This is a genomic window from Nitrospinota bacterium, assembly GCA_035528715.1.
GTDB lineage: Bacteria > JADFOP01 > JADFOP01 > DATKYB01 > DATKYB01 > DATKYB01.
Genome location: DATKYB010000043.1, coordinates 1 through 15,556, shown reverse-complemented (window position 1 = coordinate 15,556; position 15,556 = coordinate 1). Strand labels below are relative to the sequence as shown.

Below are 15,556 nucleotides of genomic sequence, written 5' to 3'. Positions count from 1 at the left end.
TGAAAACTCAAATCACGAGCCAAAAAAACAATTACGGCACTGAGGCTTTGTACAGAATTGCTTCACCTTCGATGGAATACTGATGAACACCTGCCGGAACCAGAGCAGACACCCCTCTCCTAAGTTCCAAAACTTTATCATTTTCTAAATTCTTAAGAGTTGCTTTACCACTCATACATATCATGATTTCGACACTTCTGTCCTCTGGGCTTATGTAAGATGTGCTTGTATTAACTGCAATGATTGATAGACGAAATTCCTCTGCGTTCGATGCATATTTGCGTTCGCCATCCGTTTTATCTTTAGTCTCAAGGATTTCTATTTCCTTCTCGTTAAAATGCAGGATTCTCAGAAGCTCTGCGACGTCGATATGCTTGGGAGTGAGACCGCCCCTCAGGACATTATCGGAGTTAGCCATGAGTTCTATCCCCACTCCTTCCAGATAGGTATGCAGCTGGCCTGAATGCAAAAACATGGCCTGACCCGGCTCCAGTTTGACGAGGTTTAAAAGAACAGGGCTCAGGATACCAATGTCACCAGGATACTCGGCGTTGAGTTTCAGCATCCACTCAAAAACAGGATTCTCATCAAAACGCCTTTCAGCAAATCCGATAGCCTCTTCCACAATATGCTTCTTTCTTTTCTCATCCATTGTCATGATGGTGCTGAAAAAATTCTTCAGACCATTAGAATCCAGATTTTTCTCTAGCTCCTTTATTTCCTCTAAAAGTCCAGAAGGATTGATTTCCTTGAGCAGATAAACGATTTTGTCTATTTTTCGAAAGCCATTGAGTGTCCAGAAAGCAGTTAATGCACAGATGATTTCCGGCTTGTGATTGTTGTCTTTATAATTTCGATTTGGCGCTGTCATCGGAATTCCGAGTCTATTTTCTCGTGCGAATCCCTCTTTGGCTTGATCAAAGCTGGGATGGGCCTGGATAGAAAGGGGCTTTGCCGCTGCAAGAACCTTAAATAGAAAAGGGAGCTTGCCGGAAAACTTTTCCGCAACCCGCTTCCCGAGTATGTCTACAGGCAAATTATCTATCAATTCTGGCAAAGGCTTCCATTTACCATCAACCAGAACCTCAGAAGGTGCAATTGGGTGGGCACCCATCCAGAGTTCTGCCTCTGGCTTCTCTGAAGGGGTCGGGTTACCTAGGAGTTCGGAGATCGCCGTATGGGAACCCCATGCATAATACTGAATCGGATTTTTCAGAATGCAGATTTCTTTCATCAATCTTGTCTTCTATGTCTAAGATTAACTATAGAATGCGACTAAACAGATTTCATATTACCCTTTAATTTCTCTATGATCTCATCTCTTTAAAAGCATTGATGAGTCCATTTGTAGAAGAATCGTGGGAACTAATTGGTTTGTTATCCTTTAATTCTGGCAATATCTTCTTTGCCAGTTGTTTACCGAGTTCCACTCCCCACTGGTCAAAGCTGAAGATATTCCAGATAACCCCCTGGACGAAAATCTTATGCTCATACATGGCAATTAAACTTCCCAAAATTCTTGGAGTCAATTTCTTAAACAGGATTGAATTTGTTGGTCTGTTCCCTTCAAAAATCTTATAAGGATATAATTTTTGAATCTCATCACCGCTTTTCCCCTCTTTTTTCAGCTCTTTGATAACCTCTTCTTTGGTTTTTCCGTTGAGGAGGGCTTCTGTCTGCGCGAAAAAGTTTGATAACAGTATATTATGATGTTCACCGATCGGATTGTGGCTGATTGCCGGAGCCAGAAAGTCTGCTGGAATCAGTTTTGTCCCCTGATGAATGAGCTGATAAAAGGCATGCTGGCCGTTGGTTCCCGGTTCTCCCCAGATAATCGGGCCTGTCTCATAATTTACTTTTTCGCCACTTCTATCAACAGACTTTCCATTGCTTTCCATATTCCCCTGCTGAAAGTATGCCGGGAATCGATGCATGTATTGGTCATAGGGCAAAATGACCTCTGTTTGAGCACCAAAGAAGTTGTTGTACCAGATTCCAATTAATCCCAAGATTACAGGGATATTTTTTTCAAAAGGAGCATCTCTGAAATGCTTATCCATTTCAAATGCGCCTTGTAATAAATCAGTAAAATTTTCAAATCCGATATAACAAGCTACGGATAGGCCGATTGCCGACCAGAGAGAATAGCGTCCCCCGACCCAGTCCCAGAACACAAACATGTTATTTCTATCAATGCCAAACTCCTCGACCTTTTCCTTATTTGTAGAAATCGCCACAAAGTGTTTTGAAATATGTTTTTTATCTTTTGCATATTCCAAAAACCAATCCCTTGCGGAAAAGGCATTAGTCATGGTTTCCTGAGTCGTAAAGGTTTTTGAAGCAATCATGAACAGAGTGGTCTCCGGGTTTAATTTTTTCAGGGTCTCTGCAATATGGGTTCCGTCAACATTCGAAACAAAATGAACCGATAAGCCTTTTTTTGCATAGGGCTTGAGACATTCAGTAACCATCACCGGACCCAAATCCGACCCACCAATCCCAATATTGACGATATCTCTGATCTTTTTATGTGTAAAACCCTTCCATTTTCCTGAAATGACCTTGGACGAAAATTCTTTCATTTTTTCTAAAACCGCATTGACCTCTGGCATGACGTCCTTACCATCAACATAAACAGGTGTGTCCTCCCTGTTTCTTAAGGCTGTGTGGAGAACAGCCCTGTTTTCCGTCTCATTGATTTTATCGCCTGTAAACATCTTTTCAATAGCATCTTTCAGGTCAATCTCTTCAGCTAATTTGATTAAGAGGCTTAATGTTTTCTCTGTTATGATATTTTTGGAATAATCGATAAGTATGTTATTGAACCGAATGGAAAATTTTTTAAATCTATCGGGATCCTCTGCAAAGAGGGTCTTCATATGGATCTTTTTTGTCTTTCTGAAATGCTCCCTAAGCCTCTTCCAGGCCTTTGTTTCAGTCAGGTTTGCTCTGTTTAGCATATCAAAAAACTCCATTATGCAGTCTTAAAGAAAGTTCAGATAAGGATACTATAACTATTCTTCATACCCGCTGAAAGGAATCCAACTGCTTTTTTCGGTTCCTATAAATGTGCTGTAGGAATGGAGCATTCCATAATTGGAAGCCCTTACCGCATACCAGTCAATATTACGGTTATGGGCAAGCTCGTTTTTTATATGGTCTATGACCACCACGCTGGTTTTCTTTTCTGAATGGACCTTGTGGATAATGGAAAGCTGGTCTTCTTTGGTTAAAAAGGAATAGACAGGGGATAGTGAATGCTTGTCTACCAAACTGACCAGGTCTTCCGGATAGATATCATCCCTGGACTCAACCTCCATGGTCAAAATGCTCAGCTGGCCGAATAATCCCCCCTCGGTTTCTATGCCCGAAGCAGGATATGTAGTTATGCAGGGGATGTTCATCTTAAATATGATTTTGGGTACCTCTTCTATAGCCGATGTCCTTGCAGAATAGGTACACTGATATTTCACAAGGCACTTTTCCTTGGATACGGGAGTCGTTTTTTCGATGAAAAAGGGATAGTCAAAATCTATTCTCACATTCTTGGCTTTCAGCGCTTCTATGTAATCGAGGATGTTCTCTCTGAGGGTCTTTGTTCCTATGCGGTCGTGATGTTTGTGAACAATCTGAATAAACTTATCAATCCAGTGCGCTTCGAATTCCTGCATGATGCGGGCATCAATAGAGATATTGGCAACTGTGGCTTGGCCCTCTGGTTCAGCCTTGGATACTACCTTAATGGGAAAGGGCAGATCCTTCATTCCCACATTAACGAGAAATTTTTTTTCACCTGACAATCTCCACACCCCCTTTGCGAGAATCTAAATTATACATTACCAAACTCATAATCGCTATGAAAATTTTGTTAATCCAAGCTCACTTGGTATTTTCAATAACCCTCTTTGTCTCCTGTGCAATCTTCAGCTCCTCATTTGTCGGAACAACAAGGATTTTAACATTACTATCTGAGGTGTTGATTTCTCTAATCTCTTTTCCGGCTTTCTTGTTTCTTTCCAGGTCAATCTTGATTCCCATTTTCTCTAATCCCTGGCAGGAGAGTTCGCGGATATCAGAAGAGTTTTCTCCTATGCCTGCTGTAAAAACTATACAATCAAGGCATTCCAGGGCTGCAAGATAAGCACCGATATATTTTTTTATTCGGTAGGTGTAAACATCCAGAGCAATTTTTGCCCTCTCATCACCTGCATTCTTTTTCTCTATCACCTCACGCATGTCATTTGTTCCGCAAATTCCCTTAAGCCCGCTGTCTTTGTTGAGAATTTTATCAATATCCTTGAGAGACATACCCAGATGGTCTGCCATGAAGAAAGGGATTGCAGGGTCGATGTCACCCGAGCGGGTTCCCATAATGAGTCCTGCGAGGGGTGTCATTCCCATGCTTGTATCGATGCACTTACCGTTCTTTACTGCTGCCATGCTTGCGCCGTTTCCCAGATGAATCGTGATGATACCCAGTTCATTCAAGGGCCTGCCCAGATACTCGGCTGCCTTTTCAGCAACATACGCATGAGATGTCCCGTGAAAACCGTATCGGCGCACATGGTCCCTTTTATACAACTCATAAGGAATGGCATAGAGAAAAGCCCTTTTGGGAATGGTTTGATGAAAGGCAGTATCAAACACAGCTACCTGCGGCGAATCTGGAAAAATTTCTCTGGCGACCTCAATTCCTTCCAAATTGGGAGGATTGTGCAGAGGAGCCAGGGGGATATTCTCTTTAATGGCTGCAATAACCTTATCATCGATAATTGTTGTCGAGTGAAAGGTCTCCCCCCCATGAACCACGCGGTGGCCCACAGCTGAAATTTCCGATTTATCTTTAATGACACCGTGTTCTTTGTTTAACAAAAGGTCTACAATCCTGTTCAGTCCCTCTTGGTGATCTTTAATCCTACCCTCTTTAACCTTCTTTACAGCTTCGCCATTTTCTAGGATTATCTTGTGGGTAAGAATACCTGTCTCTTCACCGATCTTTTCGGCTATGCCTGAAGCCATTACCTTATGATGCGTCATATCGAACAGCTCATACTTAATAGAAGAACTTCCAGAATTGATGACGAGTATTTTCATAAAGATTCCTTTTCAGATTGTGCTTGAATTGCCGTAATCGCTACGGTATTGACGATATCCGGAATCGTACACCCACGGCTCAAATCATTTACAGGGTGTTTGAGCCCCTGAAGCACAGGGCCAATGGCCAGGGCCTTGGCTGACCTTTGAACTGCCTTATATGTGTTGTTTCCTGTGTTCAGATCAGGAAAGATAAATACGGTTGCTTTCCCTGCGACGTCGCTGTCTGGGAGCTTTGTTTTGGCTACGGAAGGGTCAACCGCAGCATCATACTGTATAGGCCCCTCAATCTTCAGGTCAGGATAAGTTTTTGCCGCCATCTCTTTAGCGATTTTTGTGGCTTCCCGGACCTTGTCCACATCCTCTCCCGTACCTGATTCCCCTGTTGAATAGGAGAGCATGGCCACATAAGGCTCAATGCCAAAGGTCTTTGCGGTCTGTGCCGAGCTGAGAGCAATTTCAGCCAACTGCTTTGCATCTGGTTTGGGATTCACAGCACAGTCCCCGTAAACAAGTACCCTGTCCTCCAGACACATAAAGAATACACTCGAGACAATGGAAAAACCGGGCTTGGTCTTGATGATCTCAAGGGCCGGGCGAACTGTGGCAGCCGTGCTGTGAGCCGAGCCGGAGACCATGCCATCAGCATGTCCCTTATAGACCATCATGGTTCCAAAATAGATTACACTCAACATACTATCATGAGCATTGTCCTCGGTGATACCTTTGTGTTTTCTCAATTCATAATAGGTCTTGACATAATCATCAAAAAAATCGGACCTTGTAGGGTCAATGATCTGAGCGTTTTCCAATTGGAGCCCCAGATGTGCAATCTTCTCTTTTATCTGCTCTTCATTTCCAAGAAGGGTGATATCCACAATCTCTCGACTGAGTAGTATTTCAGCGGCGCGCAGTATCCTTTCCTCCTCTCCCTCGGGTAAGACAATATGCTGCTTGTTTGTTCTTGCCTTTTGCAGGAGATCGTATTCGAACATCATGGGGGTTACTGTGGAGGTCTTGGTGGTAATGATTTTTTCTCCAAGCCTTTCTACATCAATGTTCTTTTCAAAAATCGCCAGGGCCTGGGTTATTTTGCGCTCATCATCCGGCGATATTTTAGAATGGATATTATCAACAATCCTGGCAGTGGGAAAGGTGTTTTGCTTGGTACTGAGAATGGGGACATTTTTTGCAATATCTTTGATAATTTTCCATATCGCTTCCTCCGGTTTCAAGCCGCCTGTTAAAACAATCCCTGCAATATTCTCCATGGCTCTGGATGAAACTGCTGCCAGGCAGCCAACAATGACATCCGCCCTGTCCCCGGGTGTAATGACAAGCGAACCCCTCTCTATCCTCGGTAAAAGGTTGGGCAACTGCATAGCTGCCACGGAAAAGCAATACGCATGGCGGTTCAGCTCTTTTTCTCCACGAAGGATCTCAGCATTGAGAATATCGGCAATCTCGCCTATTGTGGGGCTATCGAGAAACGGCTCATCCGGTATGGTAAAGATCAACTGTTCTCTGGTTAATTCCTTATCTTTCAGAAAATTAATAATGGCCTTTTCTTCTTTTGTGTCTGTGCGGTTAACGATTGTGGCAATTGTGAGACATCCCTTTTCTTCCAGGGATTCAAGGGCCATCTCAATGGAGCGCAGTGTGTCTTCCTTGCTCTTTTGATAGGCATTAGCCACGAGTAAAACCGGGCATCTGAGGTTCTTGCTGATCTCAGCATTAATATCGAATTCAAAGGCAGCTGAGGAGCTGGCAAAGTCAGTACCCAGACATAAGATAAAATCGCATATCTCCTCCAGCTGGTCATATTTCTTTATGATTCCTTCGAGAACCTCCTCTTTCCTTCCATGAGAAATAAGATCCTCAGCCTCTGCTTTGGTATAGCCATACATCTTCTCATAGGGAATCCCTAGTTTAAAACGTGATGAAATAAGATTGATATCATGATCAAGGCCTTTTTGATTCTTTTCCCCCTCAATAAGTGGACGGAAAAAGCCGACCCTGTCGACCTTGCGCAGAAGCATCTCCATTATACCCAGGCATATGACCGATTTTCCACTTCTGGCCTCAGTGGCAGTAATAAAGAGATTGTTTGCCATGATACTCTCCTTTTAAAAAACTCCGAACTTTTTCGAAGTTATGGCTTAGTACCCCTTTTTTACCTCTGTCAGGGGCTTGAGACAGATGATATCGTAAGGCTTCAAGGTAATAGATAATTTGTTATTTTCGGCCTTCCACTCTTTTTCCCCTACAAGGTCAAACCAGCGCTTTTCTTTTATATTAAGTCGGAAAAGGGGGATGTCTATCTGGCAGGTCTTGCTGGTTACATTGGTCATGGCTAAGATGTGTTGGTCGCCTTCGGGTGATGTTCTGAAAACCGTAAATACACTTGGAGATACCATCAAGACCTTTTGCCTGCCGTGAGGATGAAAGGCGCGCTCTCTTGTGCGTTTGAGATAGACATCGCTGGCGAGTCTTCGTATGCGAGAGAACTTGGATTTGGGGTCTTGCAGCTCCTTTTCAATGGCCTTAGGGTCAATCACCCCCCGGTTGATATCGCGGTTTACTCCTGTCTTCTTGACGAGTTTATGATCATTGGGGGTCCCAAGTATACCATGAATATACAGGCCCGGCACACCCTGAATCACAAGGGAAATGATCCTTGAGGCAAGAGCGCGCTTGATCTGAAGATCAATATCTTCATTACTTTTATAATCGTTGATTGCGCTCCACCAGGTTGAGTTGATTTCATACGGTTCATGGGTTCGGTCTTTCTTCATCTTATAATTGATTAAGGCACCGCACTCCTTGGCCTTTTTAATCATAAAATCGATATCCTCCTTAGAAAGGATTCCCTTGACCCCCATGAGTCCGATTCCATCGTGGGTGTCCAGCATATTGAAGAACGTGGCAATCTTAGAGGGGGGTTTGAGCTCACTTGCCCATTTCGAGAGGGCTGTGGCATCTTCTCTGTAGAATGTATAGAGGACAAGGGGAGGCAGGGCAAAGTTGTAGACCATGTGCGCCTCATCATAGCCATTACCAAAATAGGAAACATTCAGCCTGTGAGGAACATTTGTCTCTGTGATGATGGCTATACCTGGTGCAACCGTATCTATCACGTCACGAATAAGCTTAACAATCTCATGGGTTTGTGGCAGATGCACGGACTCAGTTCCCGGTTCCGCCCATATATAGGTCACTGCGTCCATACGAAGAAGATTGGCTCCATAACGTATATAAAAAAGAAGTCCTTCAAGAATTGCCATCAGGACTGCTGGATTCCTGAAATTGAGGTCGACCTGATCCTCAGAGAATGTGGTCCAGACATACTTCGGACCATTTATCGTCTCGAATCTTGTGAGGATGTCCGATGTTCGGGGGCGAAAGATTTTGCTTCTCTGCTCAGGAGTCAGGTCATGAGGGGACTTATAGGCAATAAAAAAATCTTTAAACGCCGGATTGCCGTTTAAGAATTCCTTAAACATATCACTCCTGGAGGAACAGTGGTTGAGAACAGCGTCAAACATGAGCTTATAATCCCTATCCATCTCCAAGATATCCTGCCAGGTCCCCAGGTTCGGGTCTACCTGGTTATAGTCGACAACGGCAAACCCCCTATCTGAGGAATAGGGGAAGAAGGGAAGGATATGGAGGGTATTAACGGCACCCCGGTTGTATTTCTTAACAAATTTATGTAATGTGGTAAGGCCGGCATACTTTCTACTCTTTATAATATCGCCGTAGGTAATGAGAACGAGATCCCTTTCCGTAAACAGCTCCTTAGGGTCATAATCCTTTTCTTTTTCAATCAATTTCTCTGGCTTATGGGCATAATGTACTTTAAGGATACGTTCCAGCTCAGGCATCCAGGCCTTTGCTTTTCTTTTCCCATAGAGAAAAGTCAGCCGCGCCAGCATCTTTTTGCGCGCCTTCGGTGGAATCTTAAAAAGGGGCTTTGTAAAATCCGGCTCTGGATTGTAGGCGGTTGCAATATCATGATACGATTCTTCGTTAAGAGATTTCTTATCTTTTTTTGACGAAGCTGTCATTTCCACCAGCCTTTTTATTTTAGAATACTTTCGTCAATGAAATATTAATAGAAATATATACCGTATTAGCTTTACCCTTGTCAACATTAACGATTTCTTTAGGAATGAGATTTCACTGAAGGGGAAATATAGGTTTGTCCCTGCATGATTTTTTTGATTGCTGGTATCAGGTCAAAAGCTATTGAGCGCTTCAGCACAAAACCTGAAGCACCTGAAGATATCATCTCTTTGGCAATTGCCGACTCATCATGGACACTGAGAACAATAAATTTAAGATCAGGATAGCAACTCTTTATTTTAACGACAATATTGGATTCACCAGAAACCGGTAAAGAAAGGTCAACAACCATAAGGTCAGGCTTGATATTTTCAATGGCCTCAAACATGGAATTTTCATCAGCGACCATCACAACTGTATCGAACATAATTTCAAGCAAACCTCGAATTCCTTCGAGCATGTTTTGGTGGCTATCAGCGAGAATGACTTTTCTTTTCTTCACGATATTCTCTCACAAATAATTGATTTGGTTATAAAGATATAGTAGATAGGAAAGATGTTGAGAACAACTAGGAAAATTACCAGTTTTTGTGAAATAAAATACGGGGTTTGGCTTATTTAAATCGTAACAATACCTTGTTTGATGGCATACTGCACCAACTCTGCAGTTGTATTGATGTTGAGCTCTTCCATCATTCGGTACTTGTGGAATTCCACCGTTCTCGTAGAGATGTTTAAAATTGAGGCAATTTCTTTAGCTGAATGACCCTCAGCTAAAAGCTGCAAAACCTCCCGCTGCCTGGGTGTCAGCTTTTTAGTGATGTCATCCTTTATGTAAGTCTCTTTTTTATAAAACTGCATGAGTTCCCCGGCAATCATCGGTGTCACATAGGTTCGTCCCTTGAGCGCTTCCTCAATAGCTGTGATAAGTTCAGTAGACGCTGAATGCTTTAAAACATAGCCTGATGCCCCAGCCTCAAATGCTCGCTTTGCATAGGTCACGTCTGGATGCATTGTCAGAAAAATAACTTTAATTTGTGAATCAGTCTTTTTGATCTGACTGACAGCCTCAATACCATTAAGCTTTGGCATTGAAATATCCGCAATGATTACATCGGGACGCAGTTCTTTTGCTTTAGCCAAGAGCTCACGACCGTCCTCCACAGCTCCCACGATTTCATACTCGGGTTCCAGCAAGCTCCGTAAGCCTTCGAGGACGATTTTGTGATCATCAGCTAACAACATGCGTTTCTTCATCATAATACACTCCTTCCTGATAATGGTACACGGACTTTTATCACCGTACCCTCTCCCAAACGAGATTGTATTGATAAATCACCCTGAATTAAATGAGCCCTCTCTTTCATGCTGGAAAGGCCCAAGCCTTTGCCTTTTTTTATATTGTCGGGGTCAAATCCAATACCATAATCTCTAACCGTAAGAGAGATTGTGTTGTTCTCGCCAATCAATGAAACATCAACTTTGTCTGCTTGAGCATGTTTGGAGATATTCCTCAGAGAGGCCTGGAGAATACGATAGATACATATAGCAATATCCTTGGGAAGATTTTTAGGGATACCATTTGACTTATAGTTAACTGTAATCCCTTCTCGTTTAGTAAAACTGTTGCATTCCGATTCGACTGCTTCGACCAACCCCAGATCATCTATAATCGAAGGGTGGAGCTGGCGAGAAATTGCATGGATATCGGCTGATAGCTTTATTAACTTTTCCTTAACTTTTTGCAGTTTATCATGAATTGAATCTGATGTGGATCCGCTCTCCACCTCAAGCTTTCCAATATCAATGGCCAAAACTGCAAGTTGTTGAGTCAGGTCGTCGTGAAGTTCTCTTGCTAAACGGCGACGCTCTTCTTCTTGAGTGGTAAGAAGTTTCCGCGTGAGCATATGTAATTTTTCCTCGCTCTCGACCAGTCTCTCCATATTTTCATGAAGTTCTTTTGTACGTTCCTTGACCTTGATCTCCAGATCACCTTTGGCTTCCTGCAGCTCTTCCTCTCTTTGTTTTAGGTTTCTAAAAAGGAGGGAATAAGGCCTTTTGAGGCCTGTCTCGATAATGGCTTTGTATATGAGATAAAAGGAGAGAATTTTAAAGTAGTGGCCTAAAAAATTAGAAAGCCCATAGACACTAACGTAAAAGGTAAAAGCGAGTTCCGAAACAATGGTTAAGATGATGGATGTAATCAGTAAACGTAATATGCCTTTATCAAAATCATGACGCTTTTTAAATAACATAGCAATGGAGCCATATAGGATGAGAGAGATAACATACTCATTGATTTTTTTAAAAAGAGTCAATCCCACCCCTTCAACAAAACAGACAGGAAAAATTTCCGAAAAAATGGACCAAATGAGAAGGATAAAGACCAATGTATAGCCCAGGAGCACAACATTCACTCTAAGCCTTCTGCCAATAAAAAAAGAAGCAATAAGAAGGGAGAGGCTTTCCAGATACCTCGCAGCAATCCAAAGTTGAGTAGACAAATTTGCGTTATAACTCGCAAATACGCCCATGCCTTTGTAGGCAAGGAGATGAATGAAGTCTAGGGCAGCAATAAACAGATAAGCAATGCCGATGAAAAGGAGATAGTTGTTATCGAGAAAGCGACGGGAGTTCCAGGCAATCATAAAAATGCCACAGGCAACAGCAATGCCGAATATCTCAGCGAGACTGTGAAAAAGGAGGTAACTCTTGAGGCTGGTCAGGTAGAGTCCAAACAGAAGAAGTATACCGACTAGGATAGAAAAGTGGCTTTTCTCTTCAATCATAAAGAACTTCCTTTTTCGCTCATCAAAACATCAAAAAATTCATAAGTTATGGAAGTTTTTAATTTAATAACTTTTTTGAGTATTTGTCAAGAAAACCCTTCGCTTTTTCCCTTTTTTTCAAGATGAACGTATCATTTTTCCTTCATACCAAAGTCTCCCCTTCTTAAAAAGGGTTTTATTAATTTTTTTTACTGAGACTTAGCTAATATCTGCTTTTTTCAGTCTAAATGATAAACTAAAAAACTATTGACTAAACCCTATTGTTTTGATAAAAGACAGTTCGTCCAAATTTTACGGTATCTACGATTGTTAAATTGAGGGTAACTCTCTCGAAAAGGATTTTGCTATGTTACTAACAAAAAAGAATTTTTTCATCTTACCTAAGCTACGTATCGTATGGGTATCGCTCGCCTTTTTATGCCTCACCACCTTTTTAGGAACTGACCTTTTCATAGCCCAAGCACAGGAAAAGCAAAGCAGGCTTTACCAGTTTCTGGAGGATGAGATGGGCTTTTCCGAGAAAGAGCTTCAAGATGTAAAGGACGGCTATGTCGTCACAAAACTTTTGGATACTGATATAGGGCACGAGCTCGCAATCTTCAGCATTTCAAGAATCGATGTTCCCAGAAAATTTTTTCTTGAGCATTACGAGGAGGAGGGGGTGAACATCGAGACTGCGGCAGCATATGAAAAGGGAGAGTTTAGCAACCCTCCAGAAAGAGGCGATGTTAATAACTTTATCATGCCAAAAAGTGATATAAATGATCTCATGAAATGTAAAGTCGGAAGCTGTAATGTCAAAATGACTGCTAAGGGCATCGAAACATTCCACAAACTCGACAAGAATGCACCCGATTTTCTTGATCAGGCAAACAGACTCGCTCGACAGAAAATGGTAGAGTATATCCAGGCATATCTGAAAGGCGGCAACAAAGCCTTAGCAGAATATCAAGATAAGAAAAATCCAGTCAGAATAGCTGAACAGTTTTATGACCTTCTCAATGAATCGCCATATCTGTTTAATTTTTTGCCTGAACTTCACAAATATCTTGAGGACTTTCCAAACAGCAAACTGCCTGGTGCCAAAAGCGTCATCTACTGGATGAAAGAAAAATTTGAGCAAGCTGATCGTCCTATTACAAGCTTAAACCATACTGTGTTTTACAAGCGGGGAACGAAGAGAGCAACAATCCTCGCCTCAAAGCAGCTCTATGCGACTCACTACTTTGAAGCTGCCCTTCGCCTCACAGCGACGGTAAATAACCCTGAAAAGGGTGATTCTAGTTTCTACTTGTTACACCTCGATAGGTCAAGAATTGATCTTTTACGTGAAATCCCAGGCTTTCTTGCGATGAGTCTCTATAGCGGGGCACGAGACTTGGTGGACAAAAAAATGACAAAGGTCAAAAAAAACATCGAGGAACTCTACCAGGAGAAGTAAAAAGGTAAAGCAGCTTAATCCTCCATAGATGCATCTCCACTAACTTCTGCCAGCGATTTAAACTTTGTGGCAAAAATTATCTTTTTTTTAAATATCCATAAATCTATCTTTTCTACACCTTCATTGTGCCTTATTATCCATCCGATTTCTTTTCCGCCAACTTGTATTGAAGTGATGGTATAATGCTCTGTATTGACATTAGGGATCTGTTTGAGATGCTCCATAAATTCTTGAACAATTGCTTTGAGCTGTTTCTTTTCATTATGGGCAGTGATTTTCTCTAATTCCTCTCCCCTGCTCTTTAAAATGTAGCCTTCCTCCAGACAAATAAATGTTCTGGTCAATTGTTTGCTTCTATTGTCCCTTTCAGGGTCAGTATTTATTATTTCTGTTACTTTATACTCCTTCGTGGAAAAAGGCCCTTTTAACAAAGCCTCCTTCTTTACCTCACACAGCCTATCTGTAGTCTGACAAAGCGGAAGGAATGCGAGAGCATCTGAGACCAAGAAACATAAGAAAAGAATTAAGGCGAAAAAAAATGCTGGTCTCCACATAGAAGTCTCCTTATATGAATATTACAAGAGAAAACTGCTCTACTAGAATTTGCTAGATTTTAGCATTTAAATTGGTCTCTTGCAAATCTTTTTCGAAGTCTACCAAGATTTGTTTGAGGGCCTCGTTCCAGCCTTTGACCAAGCCATCAGGAGACTTCTCTTTTAGGGGGACCTTCTTAAGATATCGCTTTTGGAAAACAATATCGGAAAGAGAGGAAGCATCGTTAATAACAAAGAACTCTATCCCTAAGACAGCCTTTGGGGCTTTCGTGTTCCGGTAATCTCCGTATATGGGCAAAACAACGCCTTCCAGAACATACGTAGATTCAGCCCGGCTCGAGGATTTCACAATATTTTGAAATAAGCCGGACTTTGACAGCCAGTCATGAACATTTTCAGCAATCATGGGACCAGGGGGTACGAAAAATTCGTTGTAGAAGTCTGACTCGTAGCTATCCTCATCCGTTCGGTATATGAGACCTTTTCCTCGATACCTGGCAGAAACGCGGAATTTTTGCACTCTCAGGACTACTCCTTTCTTTGAAGAAGAAACCTCTTCTCCTGGCCGAGAAACATCTATGGCAAAGTAACGCTTCTCAACAGCGACCCTATCACCACCCTGCAAACATCCGAAAAATAGGAAAAGCAGAGCAGACAGGCAAACAAAAAGACCGACTATGTTTTTCTTATTCATCATTCTCCTCCTCCTGTCTTAGAGGGAGCTGGTGGCTTTCCGAAAATAATCTCTGAAGGATATCTCTTGATGTTTTCTGTCAACTCCCTGATGTTACTGGAAATCAGCCTGAGATTTTCAATCATCACTTCAATATCATACTGCTGGCTGGAGATCATATTATCAATCCTGCGTATGGCCTTCCTTATCTCGGCAACTGTCTCAGGTAATTTGTTGCTGAGCGAACCTGTAAGCACATTAGCATTGGCCATTGTTTCTTTAAGGTCAGAAAGGGTATCGTCTATTTCCGGTTTATCCAGAATCTTTTTGAAGCGCTTATTAGTCTTCCTGACCTCTGCGAGCAGACCGACTGCTTCGTCGCTTATCCCTTTAGTATCAATGTCTTCAACTTTTTCCTCTATAGCATTTAAGGTTCCTTTCACCTCATCAGCAAGCTCTTCAAAATTAACCTTTTCCAAACTTATCGAAATCTTGTCAATCGATTCTTTTATTGCTGTTAAAGTACTCGGGGCAGAGGGAATAACAGGATATTTTGGCTCCCAATCAAATTCCAGAGGCGGAAAGCGCTCCGGGTCAAGGAAATCAGCTTCGAGATAAGCAACTCCGGTCAGCCCCTGTGAGGCTAACCGAACCCGAAAGCCTACCTCTTCTGTTGCTACCTTCAATCGAGTTACGAACTCCTCTCTTTCCTCTTTCTCAACTCCTATCAAAGCCCAATCAATGGTGAAACGAATCACTACGTAGGGATATGCAGTTTGTCTGATTTTGTATGCCATCCTTACTAAGGTAATTTCTTTGACTTCTCCAACCTTAACACCACGAAACTTGACCGGAGCACCGACATCTAAGCCCTGCACGGATCCGTCAATGTAGGTTTCGACGATGAGCTCTTCGCGAAAAAGCATACCCGCCCCAAGAA

The 15,556-nt window shown here is 42.2% G+C and carries 13 protein-coding genes; 1 reads left to right on the top strand and 12 read right to left on the bottom strand.

Annotated features, from left to right (window positions below; all coding sequences use genetic code 11):
* Window positions 1-31: 31 nt before the first annotated feature.
* From manA to VMW81_02920, 9 genes are all read right to left on the bottom strand, one after another.
* On the bottom strand, window positions 32-1,234 hold the full coding sequence (manA, locus tag VMW81_02960; protein HUU49904.1) for a mannose-6-phosphate isomerase, class I: 1,203 nt from the start codon (window positions 1,232-1,234) through the stop codon (window positions 32-34).
* A 73-nt stretch (window positions 1,235-1,307) separates the two neighbouring features.
* Window positions 1,308-2,960, bottom strand: a complete 1,653-nt coding sequence (gene pgi, locus VMW81_02955; GenBank protein HUU49903.1) for a glucose-6-phosphate isomerase — start codon at window positions 2,958-2,960, stop codon at window positions 1,308-1,310.
* Window positions 2,961-3,014: 54 nt separating this feature from the next.
* On the bottom strand, window positions 3,015-3,800 hold the full coding sequence (locus VMW81_02950; GenBank protein HUU49902.1) for a GTP cyclohydrolase, FolE2/MptA family: 786 nt from the start codon (window positions 3,798-3,800) through the stop codon (window positions 3,015-3,017).
* A gap of 79 nt (window positions 3,801-3,879) precedes the next feature.
* Window positions 3,880-5,094 (bottom strand): acetate kinase, encoded by a 1,215-nt coding sequence (locus VMW81_02945; GenBank protein ID HUU49901.1) that lies wholly within the window; start codon window positions 5,092-5,094, stop codon window positions 3,880-3,882.
* Window positions 5,091-7,208, bottom strand: coding sequence for a phosphate acetyltransferase (pta, locus tag VMW81_02940; protein HUU49900.1), 2,118 nt, complete (start codon window positions 7,206-7,208; stop codon window positions 5,091-5,093). Before pta ends, VMW81_02945 begins: the two co-directional genes overlap by 4 nt.
* A gap of 45 nt (window positions 7,209-7,253) precedes the next feature.
* On the bottom strand, window positions 7,254-9,161 hold the full coding sequence (locus VMW81_02935) for an alpha-amylase family glycosyl hydrolase (protein ID HUU49899.1): 1,908 nt from the start codon (window positions 9,159-9,161) through the stop codon (window positions 7,254-7,256).
* A gap of 98 nt (window positions 9,162-9,259) precedes the next feature.
* Window positions 9,260-9,661 carry a response regulator transcription factor gene (locus VMW81_02930; protein HUU49898.1) on the bottom strand — a complete coding sequence of 134 codons (402 nt, stop codon included), beginning with the start codon at window positions 9,659-9,661 and terminating at the stop codon, window positions 9,260-9,262.
* A gap of 116 nt (window positions 9,662-9,777) precedes the next feature.
* On the bottom strand, window positions 9,778-10,404 hold the full coding sequence (locus VMW81_02925; protein HUU49897.1) for a response regulator transcription factor: 627 nt from the start codon (window positions 10,402-10,404) through the stop codon (window positions 9,778-9,780).
* An 11-nt stretch (window positions 10,405-10,415) separates the two neighbouring features.
* Entirely contained in the window at window positions 10,416-11,948 is a 1,533-nt protein-coding gene (locus tag VMW81_02920) for an MASE3 domain-containing protein (protein ID HUU49896.1), read from the bottom strand.
* A gap of 346 nt (window positions 11,949-12,294) precedes the next feature.
* Between VMW81_02920 and VMW81_02915 the strand changes: the two genes are divergently transcribed.
* Window positions 12,295-13,389: a hypothetical protein gene (locus tag VMW81_02915; GenBank protein HUU49895.1), complete on the top strand. Its 1,095-nt coding sequence runs from the start codon at window positions 12,295-12,297 to the stop codon at window positions 13,387-13,389.
* A 14-nt stretch (window positions 13,390-13,403) separates the two neighbouring features.
* On the opposite strand, the gene VMW81_02910 is transcribed toward VMW81_02915, so the two are convergent.
* The 3 genes from VMW81_02910 to VMW81_02900 all read right to left on the bottom strand — a co-directional run.
* Window positions 13,404-13,943, bottom strand: a complete 540-nt coding sequence (locus VMW81_02910) for a hypothetical protein (protein HUU49894.1) — start codon at window positions 13,941-13,943, stop codon at window positions 13,404-13,406.
* A gap of 52 nt (window positions 13,944-13,995) precedes the next feature.
* Window positions 13,996-14,640: a hypothetical protein gene (locus VMW81_02905; GenBank protein ID HUU49893.1), complete on the bottom strand. Its 645-nt coding sequence runs from the start codon at window positions 14,638-14,640 to the stop codon at window positions 13,996-13,998.
* The coding region (locus VMW81_02900; protein ID HUU49892.1) for an MlaD family protein at window positions 14,637-15,556 on the bottom strand (920 nt) is incomplete at its 5' end. The genes VMW81_02905 and VMW81_02900, both read right to left, overlap by 4 nt.